This is a genomic window from Parabacteroides sp. ASF519, from assembly GCF_000364265.2.
Classification (GTDB): Bacteria; Bacteroidota; Bacteroidia; order Bacteroidales; family Tannerellaceae; genus Parabacteroides; species Parabacteroides goldsteinii.
In genome coordinates this window covers 1-16,441 of sequence record NZ_AQFV02000006.1, presented here as the reverse complement: position 1 = coordinate 16,441, position 16,441 = coordinate 1, and the positions used below count along the sequence as shown (strand labels likewise).

Annotated in this window: 13 protein-coding genes; 7 read left to right on the top strand and 6 right to left on the bottom strand. The window is 44.6% G+C overall.

Annotated features, from left to right (window positions below):
- Positions 1–3: 3 nt before the first annotated feature.
- Complete coding sequence (gene rpoN, locus C825_RS00480) at positions 4–1,458, bottom strand: RNA polymerase factor sigma-54 (protein WP_010800965.1); 1,455 nt, start codon at positions 1,456–1,458, stop codon at positions 4–6.
- Between the two features lie 202 nt (positions 1,459–1,660).
- Here rpoN and C825_RS00475 point away from each other — a divergent pair, with 202 nt between their 5' ends.
- Together C825_RS00475 and C825_RS00470 are read left to right on the top strand one after the other, a co-directional pair.
- Positions 1,661–3,838: a sensor histidine kinase gene (locus C825_RS00475; RefSeq protein ID WP_010800964.1), complete on the top strand. Its 2,178-nt coding sequence runs from the start codon at positions 1,661–1,663 to the stop codon at positions 3,836–3,838.
- 127 nt (positions 3,839–3,965) lie between these two features.
- Positions 3,966–4,925, top strand: coding sequence for a helix-turn-helix domain-containing protein (locus C825_RS00470; protein ID WP_009860128.1), 960 nt, complete (start codon positions 3,966–3,968; stop codon positions 4,923–4,925).
- 511 nt (positions 4,926–5,436) lie between these two features.
- Here the strand turns inward: C825_RS00470 and C825_RS00465 are convergent.
- Positions 5,437–7,242, bottom strand: a complete 1,806-nt coding sequence (locus C825_RS00465) for a Na/Pi cotransporter family protein (RefSeq protein WP_009860126.1) — start codon at positions 7,240–7,242, stop codon at positions 5,437–5,439.
- Between the two features lie 51 nt (positions 7,243–7,293).
- Positions 7,294–8,985: a Na/Pi cotransporter family protein gene (locus C825_RS00460; protein WP_010800963.1), complete on the bottom strand. Its 1,692-nt coding sequence runs from the start codon at positions 8,983–8,985 to the stop codon at positions 7,294–7,296.
- An 83-nt stretch (positions 8,986–9,068) separates the two neighbouring features.
- On the opposite strand from C825_RS00460, the gene C825_RS00455 reads away from it, so the two are divergent.
- Complete coding sequence (locus tag C825_RS00455) at positions 9,069–10,736, top strand: nucleoside kinase (RefSeq protein WP_010800962.1); 1,668 nt, start codon at positions 9,069–9,071, stop codon at positions 10,734–10,736.
- Positions 10,737–10,801: 65 nt separating this feature from the next.
- Here C825_RS00455 and C825_RS00450 read toward each other — a convergent pair whose 3' ends face one another.
- From C825_RS00450 to ribF, 3 genes are read right to left on the bottom strand one after another with little or no spacing between them, the layout of a single operon-like run.
- On the bottom strand, positions 10,802–12,085 hold the full coding sequence (locus C825_RS00450) for a lipopolysaccharide biosynthesis protein (protein WP_009860123.1): 1,284 nt from the start codon (positions 12,083–12,085) through the stop codon (positions 10,802–10,804).
- Between the two features lie 4 nt (positions 12,086–12,089).
- On the bottom strand, positions 12,090–13,145 hold the full coding sequence (locus C825_RS00445; RefSeq protein ID WP_010800961.1) for a M20 family metallo-hydrolase: 1,056 nt from the start codon (positions 13,143–13,145) through the stop codon (positions 12,090–12,092).
- A gap of 36 nt (positions 13,146–13,181) precedes the next feature.
- Complete coding sequence (gene ribF, locus C825_RS00440; protein WP_010800960.1) at positions 13,182–14,144, bottom strand: riboflavin biosynthesis protein RibF; 963 nt, start codon at positions 14,142–14,144, stop codon at positions 13,182–13,184.
- A gap of 103 nt (positions 14,145–14,247) precedes the next feature.
- Between ribF and C825_RS00435 the strand changes: the two genes are divergently transcribed.
- The 4 genes from C825_RS00435 (at position 14,248) to C825_RS00420 (ending at position 16,414) form a co-directional block, all read left to right on the top strand.
- Positions 14,248–14,835 (top strand): hypothetical protein, encoded by a 588-nt coding sequence (locus C825_RS00435; RefSeq protein WP_250690552.1) that lies wholly within the window; start codon positions 14,248–14,250, stop codon positions 14,833–14,835.
- A gap of 11 nt (positions 14,836–14,846) precedes the next feature.
- Positions 14,847–15,449 carry a hypothetical protein gene (locus tag C825_RS00430; RefSeq protein ID WP_250690551.1) on the top strand — a complete coding sequence of 201 codons (603 nt, stop codon included), beginning with the start codon at positions 14,847–14,849 and terminating at the stop codon, positions 15,447–15,449.
- 135 nt (positions 15,450–15,584) lie between these two features.
- The gene (locus C825_RS00425; RefSeq protein ID WP_250690550.1) at positions 15,585–15,818 is read left to right on the top strand and encodes a hypothetical protein; all 234 of its coding nucleotides are present in this window, start codon (positions 15,585–15,587) and stop codon (positions 15,816–15,818) included.
- Between the two features lie 233 nt (positions 15,819–16,051).
- Entirely contained in the window at positions 16,052–16,414 is a 363-nt protein-coding gene (locus C825_RS00420) for a hypothetical protein (RefSeq protein WP_250690549.1), read from the top strand.
- The last annotated feature ends 27 nt before the right edge of the window (positions 16,415–16,441 follow it).

Sequence of the window (16,441 nt, the reverse complement as noted above, 5' to 3'; positions counted from 1 at the left end):
AATTTATATTTCTTTTCTGAGCCTTGCAACCGGAATGTCTAGTTGTTCCCGGTATTTGGCCACTGTGCGGCGGGCGATCACATAACCTTTCTCTTTGAGGATCGTGGTGAGTTCCTCATCTGTGAGCGGTTTGCGTTTATCCTCGCTGTCTATGTGTTCTTTCATTATCTTCTTCACCTCACGGGTGGATATTTCCTCGCCGCTGTCGGTTTGCATCGATTCGGAGAAGAAGAACTTCAGAGGGTAGATGCCGAAATTGGTTTGCACGTATTTACTGTTGCTAACCCTCGAAATGGTCGATATGTCGTATCCCGCACGTTCGGCCACGTCTTTCAGTATCATCGGGCGCAGGGTCGCATCGTCTCCCGTCAGGAAAAAGTCCCGTTGCAGGAGGATGATGGCTTCCATCGTACGCTGTAATGTTTCCTGGCGCTGTTTGATAGCGTCGATAAACCATTGTGCGGAATCCAGCTTTTGTTTTACGAACTGCACTGCTTCACGCATTTTGGAAGTCTGGTTGGCCTTATTGTCGGTGTAGTCCTGAAACATTTCCGCATATTCACGGCTGATCTTCAGATCCGGAATATCCCGGTTGTTCATACTCAGGATCAATTCGCCGTTCACCGCCTCGACCAGGAAATCCGGAATGACCTGGCTCATGGCTGCTTCCATAGAACCACCCCAGCTGCTGCAAGGTTTAGGATCGAGGGCGATTATTTCGTGAATAGCCTTTTTCAGCGTGCCTTCGCTGATGTTGAGGCCGCGCATGATCTTGTCGTAGTGCTTGCGGGTAAATTCCTCGAAATATTCCGTGAGGATATGGATAGCCATCTTTACTCCGGGCGTCGACTCTTTACGGTCGAGTTGGAGCAATAAACATTCCTGTAGGTTGCGGGCTCCGACTCCGGCGGGGTCGAAATCCTGTATGATGGTGAGCACCTCTTCTATTTCTTTCTCGTTAACGTCTTGTCCGGCCTGGAAAACCAGGTCGTCGGCAATGGCGGAGAGTTCGCGGCGCAAGTAACCGTCGTCGTCTATATTTCCGATAATATATTCGGCAATCTTCATTTCCTTTTCCGGCAGGTCACGCAATCCGAGCTGTTGCAGCAGATATTCGTTCAATGACTGGCTTACGGAAAAAGGAATATCTTCCTTGCGGTCGGTTTTCTCGCTTATCTCGCGGAGCTTGTAGTCCGGGATATCGTCTTCACTCATATAGTCTCCGAGTGAGAGGTCTGTATCTGTTTCGTTTGTAGTTATATCATCAACACCCTCGTCGTCAGTCCGTTCAAAGTCGTCCGCAATATCCTTTCCTTCCTCCAGGGCAGGATTATCCTCCAGTTCGTGCTTGATTCGTTCTTCCAGCTCGATAGCGGGAAGTTCCAGAAGCCGTATTAACTGGATCTGCTGCGGAGATAGCTTTTGCTGTAACTTTTGTTGTAACTGTTGCTTCAACATATTTAAAATCGTCTACATTAGAACATGCAAATATAACTTTTTACGCTGAACACGCTTATGATTAAAAGCATAATTGTTCTAAAGAAACGGCCTTCCGGGCGATTTCCGGTGAATATTAACATGTCTCGACGTGAATTAGTTCCTTGAAATGCCTTAAAAATCAAAACTATTCAATATTTTTGCGTTTATAAAGAATTACCATATGATGTCAACACTAACAAAGAACAAATATAACCGATTATCCAAAGAGGAACTGATACTATTATTAGAAGCACGTGACAATGAACGGAAGGCCGATACCGGCAGTTCTTTTGCTGAAGCTTCCAATATCAAGCGTATTATTTCCGAGGTACTTGTATTGCTGTTTAATGAAGAACGCCAGCCGATAGAGAAGGCCATGAGTTTGCTCCTGAACTTTTTCAATGCAGACTGGGGATATGTAGCTATTTTTGAAAAAGACGGGCGGACAGCCTATTTCCCTTACGAAGTGATGAGCGAATGGGTGGAAGTCCCCAAAGAGAACCATTCGGAACTGACGGACGAGACTATCCCCTGGATCATGGAAACAGTGAAGGACGGACGTGATATCGTCATGTGCAGCATGAGCGACCTGCCTCCGGAAGCGGAAACGGATAAAAAACTGTTTGAGTTGCAGCACCTGAAATCCATGCTTATTATTCCGCTTTCTTTCCATAATAAAATACAAGGGTTTATTGGTTTTGACTCTGTTCGTGTACAACGTTTCTGGACTGCTACGGAAATCGAAGACTTACATATTATAGCAAGTATCTTTTCCCTGATCATCGAACGTCGGGAGACACAAGCCAGCCTGGAAGAATCGAGGAAACATTTGGCGGAACTCAGCATCAAATTTAAACAGTTCTTCAATAATTTGCCTATCGGGGTGGAACTATATGACTCCGAAGGTTACCTGATCGATCTCAATGAGGCTGATGCCCGTATTTTCGGCTCTGCCCGCAAAGATCTTTTAGGCATTAATCTTTTCAGGAACCCGGCTATTCCGGAGAAAATACTGAAGGGGATAAAGAGCGGACGGGCGTTTAGTTTTCCATTCGTCTATGATTTTAGTATCATACAGAATACCAGCTATTATCCATCGGCTTTCGTAGACCAGGTCAAATATCTTCAGATAAAGGGAATAGGACTGAATGATCCGGAGTTCGGGCTGGTCGGATACCTGCTAATCATTTCAGATAACACGGATATGCAACTTAAAGCGGAACAGACCCGTAACAACCTGGCTATTTTGAAAGCCGTTCTGTTGTCCGGCCGTTCAATAGTCGGTGAGTATAGCGTGGAGGAGGATGAACTGTATATAGACCCTGTGTTGAATGACCATTCCAGTTCAAATCCTTTGTTCAATTATCTGAAGACACATAATTATCTGTCTATTCAGGAGTTGTGGGATTTGGGGCAATTCAGTTCTATCCCCGGGAATGATATGGGACCTCTTTTGCAGGTTATCCGCGGAGAGACTGATAATTGTAGTTTTGTATGTAAAATGTTTGTCCGGACGGTTCCCACCTGGATTCGTATAAATGCCCAGGCACACAAAATCAATAAAGACGGGCATCCCAGCAAAGTCGTTTGTTATATAACGGACATAACGGGAGAGAAACTGCTGGAAGAGAATTTGCAGCAGGCCCGTGACGAATCGCGTAAGAATGAACTGGAAATGCAAAAGGCCCGTGAGGCAGATATGCTGAAATCTACGTTTCTGGCCAATATGAGCCATGAGATCCGTACGCCTTTGAATGCCATTGTCGGTTTCTCCGGTATCATTGCTGAAATGGATGATGAAGAGGGAAAGGATGAATATGTGAAGATTATCAATACAAATTGCGACCTGCTTCTTCGTCTGGTCACCGATATCCTCGATTTCTCAAAGATCGAATCGGGAATGATGGATTATTCGCTGGCAGATGTCAATATAAAGGAAATATGTGCAGAACAATATAAAGTACATTCCCTGAAAGTTCAGGAAGGCGTCTCTATGCGGTGCGACCTGAATGCTTTGCCGGACAAAATACTCCATACCGACCCCAAGCGAGTTACACAAGTGGTCTCCAACTTACTGTCGAATGCCATCAAGTTTACCGAACAAGGATCTATCACCCTTTCCTATCGTGTGGAAGAGGATCATGTCTTGTTTGAAGTCAGCGACACCGGTATCGGTATTTCAGCCAGGCATATCGAAACGATTTTCGAACGGTTTACCAAAGTCGATTCTTTCAAGCAAGGTACTGGTTTAGGCTTGTCTATTTGTAAAACGATCGTCAATGCCTTACGCGGTGAGATCGGTGTGGATTCAACGCCTGGTGTGGGATCAAGGTTCTGGTTTACACTGCCTTGTGAATAAAAAACAGAGAAAGGAAACAGGTATAAGAGCTACATAATCAAAAGTTTTTGCATATATTTGTCGGAAACAGAACGTGTTTTTAGGACAGACGCCGGGAACTAAGACCAAATTTGAAAAACGATTATGTATGAAAAATGACCTGTTATATGAAAATCTTGTAACGGCTATTAAAGACAAGTTTCCGGGACGAGGCGTGCTGACAAATAAGTTGGCCGACCTTCTGATGCTGGAAAAGGAAGCCGTTTATCGTCGGTTGAGAGGCGATGTCCCTTTTACCATCTTCGAAATTGCTACCATTGCTGCCAAGCTGGATATTTCGTTGGATCATATCATTGGCTGTTCTTCGGGTAAAAGCAGGCCGTTCCAGATGAAAATGGTAAATTTCCTGAATCCGAGCGAAGAGGATTATGAGATGCTCGAAAACTTTGTGAATGAGTTGAGGTATCTCAAGGATGATCCGAATTCAGAAGTGGGCGGGGCGTTGAATATTCTTCCTCAGTCGTTGGTGTTAGGCTACAGACATATTTATCGGTTTTACCTGTTCAAATGGATTTATCAATGTGGGAATGTTATGCCTGCCCGGTACAGCCAGATTGAACCACCGGACCGGCTGCAACTGATTAACAGCGAGATTGTAACGGAGGTTTGCCAGGCTGCCAATGCGTACCATATAATGGATAGCATGACATTCCTGTACCTGGTGAATGATATTAAATATTTTGCCAGCATCTATCTGATTACCCGGGAGGAAATAAATGTCCTGAAGAAGGAACTGATGATCTTTATTGATGATCTGGAGACTTTGGCTGCCAGAGGTTTCTGGAAGGAAGGCAAGAATATCCACTTTTTTGTCAGCAGTGTTAACTTTGAAACCAGTTACAGTTATGTGGAAACGCAACATTGCCATCTGACGATGCTTAAATCTTTCACACTGAACGACGCGACATCTCCTGACGAAGCTATATTCCAACGGATGAAGCAGTGGATGCAATCCCTGATCCGTACTTCTACCCTGATCTCCCGTAGCGGAGAGAAAGACCGTATCGTCTTTTTTGAAGAGCAGCGGCGGATAGTAGATATGCTATAAGTTTTGCAGGGTGCTAAAAGGGTGGAAAACGCTCCTTTTAACTGTTAAAATTAGCAGTTTTTGTCTGTATTGTATAAAGTTTTGTGTTCTAAAACAATTTTTAGCTACAATGCCCGGATAGCTTAACATATATTGTCTGTAAAAGGCTTGACAAAGGCTTGCTACAGCCTTATCTTTGCATTGTGGTTTTTTCATAATAGTATTAGATTTAAGGTTAACAAAGTTGGTTAGGGCTTGTCGTGAGACAGGCTTTAATTGTTTATAGACCTTTCCTTCTCTTTGCCACTCTCCCTGTTTACTTCTCTCCTGACCTGTATGGGATTACTCTATAAGGAATTTGAAGTATCATATATTATGATATTATAATCGCATATATTATGAGAATGTTGTATCATAATATATGATACTATGAAGAATAAGGTAGTTTTCTCTCCGGGACTATCGGATAATGAAAAAGCCCTTTCCGGATAAACGGAAAGAGCTTTTACTTGGTAACCATAAAAGTTTATGGTTATATTTTCTTTTCGATAACGGCCTGTACTACATTTAATACATAGTCGCCCAGCTTTTCGGATTCACCGACAAGGTCCATATAATAAACACCGTCCTGATACTGGTATTTCTTATTGTTGACATCTTCCATATTGTGTATCTTCAACTGATTGCGATAATTGTTGATCTCGTTTTCAATGTTGTAAGACTGGTTGATATCGTCGTGAACGACTTCCTGCATGTGGAGGATTTCATTCATCCGGGTCAGGGCCTTTTCAAGCAGGGCGAACATCTGGTCGATGTTGTGGTTCTGCTCGTCGGTAAACTCGGATTTGCCTTCGTTGCGGCGTCTGATACCACGTGCCAGGTTGTTGCAGGAGTCGGCGATACTTTCTATTTCCGTAACGGTACGCAACATGATACGGATTTCTTCCTTACCTTCAGAACTCAGGCGTCCTTCAGCAACGAATGTCAGATAGTTGGCAATCTCGATTTCCATACGGTCGCTGATGTTCTCGTACTTTTCGATGCGACTGTATATCTTCAGGAAGTTGTCTTCGTTCTTCTCATAGAACAGGTCTTTAACCATGCCGAACATACGTTGTGTACGTTCTCCGAATACGGCAATCTCTTTCTTTGCCTGCATCAATGATAACTCGGAAGTGGAGAGCATGCCGGAAGGAATATATTTCAACTGGAACTCTTCTTCGTCGCTTACGTTCTTCGGTTTGATCAGTGCTGAACAAACATATACGTAGAACTTCACGAACCAGATCATGATACAAACGTTTGTTATATTGAATACGGTATGGAACAGGGAAAGGCCGTAGGAAACGGATACCTGTAATGTGAGTAATTGCTTTTGCAAAGCGAGCAGGTGCGGGTCTGTGATCTGCGCGCTGGAAGTGATCAGGGAGATCGTCTTCGGATCGAGTGTGCTCAGGAACTGTGTCATCTCGTTCGGGTCGCCCGGGCCATAGTTTGTAACGATCCAGGTGATCATGCTGGTGAACGGATAGAACAGTGCCATCACCCAACATACCCCGAATACGTTAAACATCAGGTGGGCGATTGCAGCACGCCGGGCCGAAACGTTCGCCGAAATAGCCGCAATATTCGCTGTAATGGTTGTTCCGATATTTTCTCCCAGTACCATGGCTGCCGCCATCTCGAAAGGAATCCATCCCTGCGTACACATAATTAATGTGATGGCAACGGTAGCACTGGATGATTGAACGATAACTGTAAGAATGGTTCCTAAAAGGAGGAATATAAGGAGGGAAGGATATCCCAAAGAGGTATAATCTTGTAAGAAAGAAAGGATTTGAGGATTGCTTTGCAGGTCGGGCACTGAAGATTTCAGATAGGATAGCCCCATGAAAAGGAAAGCAAAACCCATTAAAAATTCACCCCATGATTTTCGTTTACTCTTGCCGGAAAATATCAGCGGAATACATAATCCGATGAGCGGCAGGGAGAAGACACTGATGTCGACTTTAAATCCGAAGAGGGAGATGATCCATGCCGTAACCGTCGTACCGACGTTGGCTCCCATGATGACACTGATTGACTGGGTTAGCGTCAGAAGTCCCGCATTAACGAAACTGACAACCATCACGGTAGTGGCACTTGATGACTGAATGAGTGCTGTGATCAGAATCCCGGTCAGAACACCTGTAAATCGGTTAGTCGTCATTACCGAGAGAATGCTGCGTAACTTGTCTCCTGCGACTTTTTGCAGACCTTCACTCATTACTTTCATTCCGTATAGGAACATACCTAATGCTCCTACAAGCGTAAGAAAATCAAAAAAAGAATAGTCCATTTATGTAAATTTAAGTGGATAAATATCCGATTAAAATGAATGTATGCATACTTATATTTTCTTCTCAATAACAGCCTGTACAACATTCAGGACATAATCTCCCAGCTTTTCAGCTTCGCTGACGATATCCATATAATATACCCCGTCCTGATACTGGTATTCCTTATTATTGATATCTTCTACATTATGTTGTTTCAACAGGTTGCGATAATTGTTTATTTCGTTTTCGATATTGTAAGACGGGTTGATGTCGTCGTGCGACAATTCCGGCTTTTTCAGTATCGAGTTCATCTGATACAACGATTTCGTCACCAGTTCGAAAATCTTGTCTATGTTGTGGTTCTGTTTGTCGGTAAAGACAGACTTCCCTTCATTCCTGTGTTTGATGGTACGAGCCAGATTGTTACAGGAGTCGGCAATACTTTCTATTTCCGATACGGCACGTAGCATGATACGGATTTCTTCTTTACTTTCCGAACTCAGGCGGCCTTCTGCAACGAGGGTAAGATAGTTGGCTATCTCTATCTCCATATGGTCGCTGATGTTCTCGTATTTTTCAATCCGGTTATACGTTTTCATGAAGGTGTCCTCGTCCTTCTCGTAAAACACATCTTTTACCATGCTGAACATGCGTGTTGTCCGTTCGGCAAAAAGGGATATCTCCTTATTCGCTTGCAGAATAGACAGTTCAGCGGTAGAAAGCAAACCTCCTGTGATGTAACGCAGGCGGTACTCTTCGTCTTCCGGCTTTGATTTGATCACTAAACAAACCAATCGTTCAATCGGTTTAATGAACCATATTAATATCAGTACGTTGCAAATGTTAAATGCGGTATGGAATGCCGACAACATATAGGTGATTGCAATGTCTTTGGGCGTATTGGGGGCAAGGTAATTGACAAGATTCGTTACGGCGTCGATAAACGGGTGGAAGATGCAGAGCACCCAGATAATCCCGAAAAAGTTGAATATGAAATGGGCAAATGCCGCCCTTCGTGCTTGTGCATTACCGGTGAGAGCCGCGATATTGGAGGTTACCGTCGTTCCGATGTTCTCTCCCATCACCAGCGCAATACCCAGATACAGGTCTAATACGCCGCTTGAACATAATATTAATGTAATAGCCATAACGGCCGCTGATGACTGTACCGCCATTGTTATAATGCCTCCGATCAGCAGGAACAACAGTACGGAAAACATTCCCCATTCCTTGCAGGATGCGATAAAAGACAGGAGTACCTGGTTGTGTTCCAGGTCCATGTGCATCGCATTCTCCCGCAAAGTCGTTAGTCCTAAAAACATAAAAGCGAACCCGAAAACGAATTCACCGAATGACTTGCGTCCGCTTTTTTTAGAGAATATTAAGGGGAGGGATAATGCAAACAGGGGATAAATGACATTGGACATATTAAACTGGAAACCGAAGACAGACATAATCCACGCAGTGACTGTCGTCCCTATGTTGGCTCCCATAATAACGGATATAGCTTGTGTCAAGGTAAGAAGACCGGCGTTTACGAAACTAACGGTCATAACGGTGGTAGCGGTGGATGACTGGACAGCGGCTGTAACGAATGCTCCCGTGAGCAATCCGGTAAACCGGTTTGTAGTCATGGCGCCCAGGATATTACGTAGACGGTCTCCTGTTAACTTCTGGAGACCTTCACTCATAACTTTCATTCCATACATCAAAAGAGCCAGCGAACCGAGCAGTTTAAGTACGGTAAAAATTGTATTATCCATCAAAAAATAGTTATACCTGGAAGTATATCCGATTAATATTCCTAACTTTAGGCAGCAAAACTACAAATAATAACTGATATAATATGTCTGAAACAATCACAATTTATTGCAAAAATAACAATACTTATAAAGAGGTACCAATCGGCTCCTCTTTATTGGATATTTATACGATGATGGGGGCGCCTCTGCGTTACCGCCCGATGAATGCAAAAGTGAATAACAAGGTGGAAGGCCTGAATTTCCATTGCTGGCATCCGAAAGATGTTGAGTTTGTGGATTATACTCAGCTTTCCGGGTTGCGTACGTATGTCCGTTCCCTTTGTCATATTTTCTCAAAGGCGGTCAATGATGTGTTGCCTTCCGCAACATTAAATTTGGAACATCCGATATCGAAAGGTTACTACTGTGTAATCCATAACGGCAAAAAGATCGATCTTGAAACAATCGACAAGATCAAGAAGCGTATGCGTGAAATTATTGATGCCGATATGCCTTTCCTGCATAAAACAGTCCGGACGGTGGATGCGGCTGTCCTTTTCCGTGAACGGGGAATGAATGACAAGGCGCGTCTGATCGAGACTGCCGGGATGCCTTACACTTCGTATTATGAACTGGATGGCTATATCAATTTCTTTTATGGCTGTCTGACGCCTTCCACCGGTTATATCCAGTTGTTCGATATCGTTCCGTATTTCGACGGGGTGTTGCTTCAGATACCGAAGAGAAGTAATCCGCTGGAACTGGAGCCGGCTATCACGCAGGATAAGATGTTCGAGGCTTATAAAGAGCATCTGACTTTGCAGCGCACATTGGATTTGAATAATGTGGGCGACCTGAACCGGGCTATCGAGAAGGGGCATACTTCCGAAATTATAATGGTTTCGGAAGCAATGCAGGAAAAACAGGTTGCTAAGATTGCGGAAGAGATTGCGAAGAGATATGAAGAAGGTGTCCGTATTGTTCTGATCTCGGGACCTTCGTCTTCCGGAAAGACAACTTTCTGCAAGCGTTTGGAAGTCCAGTTGATAACGAATCTAATCCATCCTGTGGCTATTTCGCTCGATGATTATTTCCTCAACCGGGAAGATACGCCGAAAGACGAGACGGGCGATTATGATTTCGAGTCGCTTTATGCCCTCGATCTGCCTTATTTTAACAGCGAGATGAAGGATTTGTTGGCGGGGAAAGAAATAGAAGTGCCTACTTTTGATTTTGGTTCGGGTAAACGTATCTATAAAGGTAAGAAACTGAAGATGCGTGAAAATTCAGTCCTGGTGATTGAAGGTATCCATGCGTTGAATCCGGAACTGACATCCATGATCGAGGATAAATATAAATACCGGGTGTATGTTTCCGTTCTGACATCCATCTCTTTGGATAACCATAACTGGATACCGACTACCGATAACCGTCTGTTGCGTCGTATCATCCGTGATTACCGTTTCCGCGGTTATTCGGCCAAAGACACGATTGCCCGCTGGCCGAGTGTGCGCCGGGGAGAGGACAAATGGATTTTCCCTTACCAGGAAAATGCGGACGCTATGTTCAACAGCGCCATGCTGTATGAGTTGGCGGCTTTACGCAAATTTGCCGAACCGATCCTGGCCGAAGTACGTGAGAGCGATGAAGAAAACGCAGAAGCCTACCGTCTGTTGCGTTTCCTCCGTTACTTTAATTATATTCCGGACGTCGGCCTGCCCGGCACTTCGCTTTTACGCGAGTTCCTGGGGGGAGGAAGTTTCCGGTATTAAGAAAACAGATTGAATTATAATAGAAATGCGGGTGGTATGCAGAGAGTATCTGTATGCCGCCCTTTTTATTTTGTTTCGAGTTTTTCCCGTATCCGTTTTATCAGTTCCCGAAAATCTTCTTTATCGGGAATGAATTCGCTTAGCCTGGTTTGGTTTTGGCGGCAGAATACTGTAACTGAGAATATCAACATGGCACAGAACGCAATACTGGTACTGATGGCTGAGCCGACGACACCGTAAACAGGTATCAGTATGTGACCTGCTATGAATAAAGTTGTAAGGCCGACGCATGAACTGACTGCACTATAACGTATTTTCCCGCTTCCAATGAAATAATGGCTGAGTATGCTGTTGCACCCTAATGCAATAATTCCGATGGACAAGCCGAATATAATTTTTCGCATGCCGATAAATTCGGGACTGAACAGGTAATTGGTGTAAACCCATTCCGGTATAAACAGAATACAGATGGTTGTAGATGTAATTGCACAGAAGGTAAGTTTGAATAGTTTTAATGTAGTCCTTTTTTGTTCTCCTGCATTGGTCGTTTGTGCTACGCTGCTGTATTCGATGAAGCTGACACTCCGACTGATGTGCCAGACGCTTTCCGATATTTTTGTCCCGGCATCGAGTAATCCGACACTACCCAGTCCGGCAAACCGCTGGATCAGGAAATAGTTTAGCCGGGTGGTCAGTACTTCGGCTATATTGTCGGCACTACCCCAAAGTCCATAGGTAAACATTTCTTTTAGGATTGCGATAAACGGTTTGTTTGTAGGCTTATTTTCTCTTTTGGTCAGAAAGGGAAAAAGTAATATCAGACTGCCGATGAAAGCAATGCCGTAAGTGATGTATAATCCGTAAATATAGGATGAAACTTCTTGTTTTCCTGCTATATAATAAAAGTATAAAAGGATGAAGAACAATAATCCGCCTTGCAGCATATAAGTCAGATTAAATCCTGTAATCCTGTCTTTGCCCAGCAGAAAGCGGGCGTTGGTTGTAATAAAAGAGGAGATCAATGACAGCACATATATGTCTGTCAGGTACTCTTTGGGAAATAGTCCGAACAGCAACATGGCGGCGCACGCTAATCCGGATCCTATCAGAGGCCATGCATAAGCCGGGAACAAAATAGTATGTATGGAATAACGGTTCATAAAATATACGATCGTATTGCCTGAAAGTACCCCATTGAATACAACGGCTATATTTATTGAAGCCAGGATGATACCCACCAGGCCAACCCCTTCCACACCCAATGCTTTGGCATTAATGAAAATGAGCATCAGATTAAGAAAGGCAATCAGATAGCGTGTTCCAATTGTCCCCAGTATTTTTTTCAACATACGATTATAATTTCAATCCATCCAGTAAACGGACATACGTATCGATCGCCTCCCTGATCTCCATCAGGCCGATATACTCGTCTGCCGCATGCGAACGGGCGGAGTTTCCCGGGCCTATCTTGACGGAAGGGAACGGCATGAGTGCCTGGTCGCTGAGCGTAGGCGAACCGAACGGTTCTTTTCCCAGCATGATGGCTCTTTGTACAAACGGGTGATCCGGTGCTGTCCGCGTCGAGTTCAAACGGAAACTGCGTGCTTTTACTTCACAATTCACTTGCTCTTTGATCAGCTCGAACAGTTTTTCATTGGGGTAAAATTCATTTGTACGTATATCGACCGTGAATTCGCAGCGGTCGGGAACAACGTTGTGTTGTGTGCCGGCATGGATAATTGTAACGCTCATTTTTACCGGTCCGAGGAAATCACTCTTCTCCGGAAACTGGTAGGTGTTGAACCATTCAATATCTTTTATAGCCAATGTGATAGCATTGATTCCTTCATTACGGGCAGCATGACCGGCTTTTCCGGTTGCTACGCAATCAAGAACCATCAATCCTTTTTCGGTAACGGCTGGCTGCATGCCGGTCGGTTCGCCGACGATGGCAAAAGCGATGGGCGGGAGGTCTGCCAGTGTACTTTCCAATCCGTTCTTTCCTGATACTTCTTCCTCGCAGGATGCCAGGAAAATCAGATTATAAGCCTGTTCTTTACCGGTCAGTAGTGTGAAAGCCGAATACAGGGAAACAACGCTTGCTCCGGCGTCATTGCTGCCCAGGCCGTATAACTTTTCATCTTCGCTCTCTTCGGGATTGAAAGGGTCTTTCGTCCAGCCGGAGGCCGGTTTTACGGTGTCGATATGTGAGTTCAGCAACAGTGTTGGTTTATTCAGGTCGAAACCGGGAGAAACGATCCATAGATTATTCCCTTTACGGTGTACCGTATGTCCTGCAGCTTGCCATGTCTGTTGTAAAAAGTCGGCTACAGCCGCTTCATCCCGGCTGAAAGAGGGACGGCTGATCATCCCTTTCAAAGTATCTATTGCTTCGTAGTAAAGTTCCATCTATTCAGATTATTGAATTTTGTTACCGGTTGTATCTCAATTCCCCTCTTGAGAGGGGGCAGGGGGTGTGTTACATTCCGTCAATAGCCTGTCCACCGTCTCCCTGTCATGTCCGAGTTGTTCTATCAGTTCTTCCAGGGAATTAAATTTGACATCCCCCCGTACATAATATATAAACGCAACAGTTATTTCATTATTATAGATATCTCCGGAGAAGTCCAGTATATTCACTTCCAGTGTAATATTGTCGCCATTCTGAAGTGTAGGACGGTCGCCGATGTAGAGCATTCCTTTATATTTCTCTTCTTTCAGATAGACCCAGACTGCATAAACCCCGATCCCCGGTACAATTTTAAAAGGTTCGTCCACCTGTATATTGGCTGTTGGAAATCCCAGTTTGCGGCCGACTTTATAACCGTTTACAATCGTTCCCCGTAGCTGATAAGGGTAGGTGAGTAACCGGGCGGCATCTTCCACATCACCGTCTGTCAATAATTTCCTGATCTCGGAAGAACTTACTGCCGTACGTCCTTCGTCGTAAGGCGATGCTTTGATAACTTCCATCCCGCAGGCTCCGCCATAAACAACATATTGCTCAAAACCGTCTTTCCGGTCATGGCCGAAACGATGGTCGTAACCGATCAGTAAAGCGGCTACATGTAATTTTTCCGCCAGTATGGAACTGATAAATTCCTGTGCTGTCAGGCGGGATAGCTCCACCGTGAAGTCGAGAACGATGCAGTAATCTATGCCGGTAGTAGCCAGTTGTTCCAGTTTTTCCTCAAATGAATTAAGTAATTTGGGCTGATAATCCGAATGCAATACGGCACGCGGATGCTCCGGAAAGGTAATAACGGCCGAAGGCAGGCCTTTCGTCTTCGCGACTTCCTTCAGTTCATTGATCAGGAACCGATGTCCCAGATGAACTCCGTCGAAGAAACCGATGGTAGCAACCAGTCTTTTCCCTTTTAATAAATCCGTATCTCTGATAATGATCATTTTCTTTCTATTCATTCAATGAAAAGGCAAAAGTACATAAAACCAATGGAAATTAGTCGTACATTTGACCTGATTTATTAACAGACATCTCTGAGTATTAGTTATGAAAAAAGTCTTTTATCTTCTGATTTGCCAGCTTTTATCCGTCTCCTATCTCTTTGCCGATGGTGTGCAGACTGAGAACAGAACGGTGATTTTCACACCTTCCGGTGGTGAAAAGGTTCATTTGTTAACTCCCGGAAGCAGTGTTTCCGAAACAGTTTCGTTTAAACAGGAAGCCTATCCTGTACGTAGACTCCTTCGTGTTGTCGGCGGAGTAAAAATGCCGGCTCCTTTTGAAAAAAGGGGAGAGGAAATGTTCAGGCGGTCGGAATTTTATATCGACGACAATCTGGATTCCGTCCATGTGAAGAAAGATAAGTATTCCTTGTATTTTAAAGGAGAAGATAATAACTTCGAGCGGCATGCCTATTACCGTATTTCGGGTGACTTGCTGAAACCCGGTGAACTGACGGTGACCTTGCCGGTTGTGAAACGTCAGGACATGTCCGTTTCTGCGGGTGGTGACTTTGGCGTACAGATAGAATTGTTTTATAAAAAGCCCGGACGCTATAAAGACGATATTTACGACTGCCCGGATTCGTTGCTTTATTTCCCGGTACCCGCAGGCTCCGGCAATATCAACAAGTAACGCAAACATTCGTGCTTCCTGATAACGTCGCATGTGCCTTTTTACGTATCGGGGGAACTCATTTCAGTGGCGAGTGCTGGGTGGAGGCACCCAGATTGGTGCAGAACAAGAAACAGGTCTGCTCCATACCTTTTGCTAAGTTTGCCGATAAGACAGACGATTATAACTACTGGACCGGTTGTAACCTTTCTACCCGCAGCTGGCCGCGTTGGAAACTGGATTTCAACGGTACGACTGTTTACGAAGGAAATATTTTCGACAGAGCTTCTGATATAGCGGACTTTTATATCCTTCTGCCTGCATCCGTGCAGGGTAACGGCGATTTGAAACTGACTTTGCTCAAAGAGGATAACCGTGCAGCGTATTCTTATGAACTCCGTTCGCTGGAGATTATCGAAGAGAGTGCCCGTGATTTTGAAATTGTTTCCGTGCCTGAATATGTTTCTGCCGGAGCGGCTTTCGGTGTACTGGTAGAAACGAATAAGCCGGATGTCCGTTTGAAGGTACAGGCTCCGTCTTCTGTTATCCCGGCGTCTCAGGAAGTGGTATTAAAAGAAACAGGTTTGCACGTGATTGAGTTTCGTGCGGCAATTATGCTTCCGCCGTTCCGATGATTTTTGATGACGGAAGCCGTAAAGCGGAAGTAACAATTCGTCAGATAATAGAAAAGGAACCGGATGAGGTTTACATTTCTTCGGGGATGAGAATTTATATAGATAAGGAATATGCGCCTATGATTATTTCTTTAAATGGTATATCTCCCAGCGGTCGGAAACTGGTATCAGTTCCGTCCTTCCTATCAGTGGAGCGGTTTCCGCGTTGCCCGTCCCGAAGTTATCCGTCATTATACCGGTTTGCTGAATAAGCTCCGGGTTCCTTATGCCTGGCAGGTAGAAGGCCGTACATTGCCGGTAAACGTATCAATCCGGATTTGGAAACATTGGCTTCCCGATGTTCCGCGGAAAGCAGGCGCACGAAAATGACGGCGGTTATTATTACTGCAACATTTCCTGTATCAAGGAGTCTTCTCGGATATGGCTGCCCGAACCGTCCTTACGGCGGTATTTTTGCTAAACATCGCCCGATTTATAACTGACCACGGAACCTTTATCCATTATGACCCGTATGGTGTCAAGGATATGGCGACGGTGCCCGCAAGCTGGTTGAGAATTTCCGTTATTCAAAAGGAGAGAGCAGCGCCATACAGTCCTTCCACGTGTTCCGTTATTTGTATCAGGCTGGCTATAACTGGTTGGGAGCCGAGCAGATGTACGGCCCTGAAGAAATTATCCTGTCTTCATTGCGCGGTGCTTCACGTGCTTATAGCAAGCGGGATTACGGAACGTTGCATGCTATGCAATGGGGTTCAGGACCTTTTACCGACCCGAAACATTCTTTACGTTTGTATATGTCGCTTGCCGTAGCCTATATGCATGGTTCTTCCCATATGAATACGGAAGAAGCCTTGTGGTTGGACGAATATGCCAACGACCGTTATTCCCAATCAGGCAAAGAGCATTTATATGCACAGCATCGTGTGCTGGATTTCATAGAACACATACCCGTCGCGGCGAATTGAAAAGTAACGTCGCTGTTATCCAGGGAA

Bases quoted from the DNA above. Each gene is read 5' to 3' on its own strand.
- C825_RS00465 (WP_009860126.1), bottom strand. From the start codon at position 7,242: ATGGACTATTCTTTTTTTGATTTTCTTACGCTTGTAGGAGCATTAGGT.
- C825_RS00455 (WP_010800962.1), top strand. From the start codon at position 9,069: ATGTCTGAAACAATCACAATTTATTGCAAAAATAACAATACTTATAAA.
- C825_RS00475 (WP_010800964.1), top strand. From the start codon at position 1,661: ATGATGTCAACACTAACAAAGAACAAATATAACCGATTATCCAAAGAG.
- C825_RS00425 (WP_250690550.1), top strand. From the start codon at position 15,585: ATGGTATATCTCCCAGCGGTCGGAAACTGGTATCAGTTCCGTCCTTCC.
- ribF (WP_010800960.1), bottom strand. From the start codon at position 14,144: ATGATCATTATCAGAGATACGGATTTATTAAAAGGGAAAAGACTGGTT.
- rpoN (WP_010800965.1), bottom strand. From the start codon at position 1,458: ATGTTGAAGCAACAGTTACAACAAAAGTTACAGCAAAAGCTATCTCCG.
- C825_RS00470 (WP_009860128.1), top strand. From the start codon at position 3,966: ATGAAAAATGACCTGTTATATGAAAATCTTGTAACGGCTATTAAAGAC.
- C825_RS00450 (WP_009860123.1), bottom strand. From the start codon at position 12,085: ATGTTGAAAAAAATACTGGGGACAATTGGAACACGCTATCTGATTGCC.
- C825_RS00435 (WP_250690552.1), top strand. From the start codon at position 14,248: ATGAAAAAAGTCTTTTATCTTCTGATTTGCCAGCTTTTATCCGTCTCC.
- C825_RS00460 (WP_010800963.1), bottom strand. From the start codon at position 8,985: ATGGATAATACAATTTTTACCGTACTTAAACTGCTCGGTTCGCTGGCT.
- C825_RS00445 (WP_010800961.1), bottom strand. From the start codon at position 13,145: ATGGAACTTTACTACGAAGCAATAGATACTTTGAAAGGGATGATCAGC.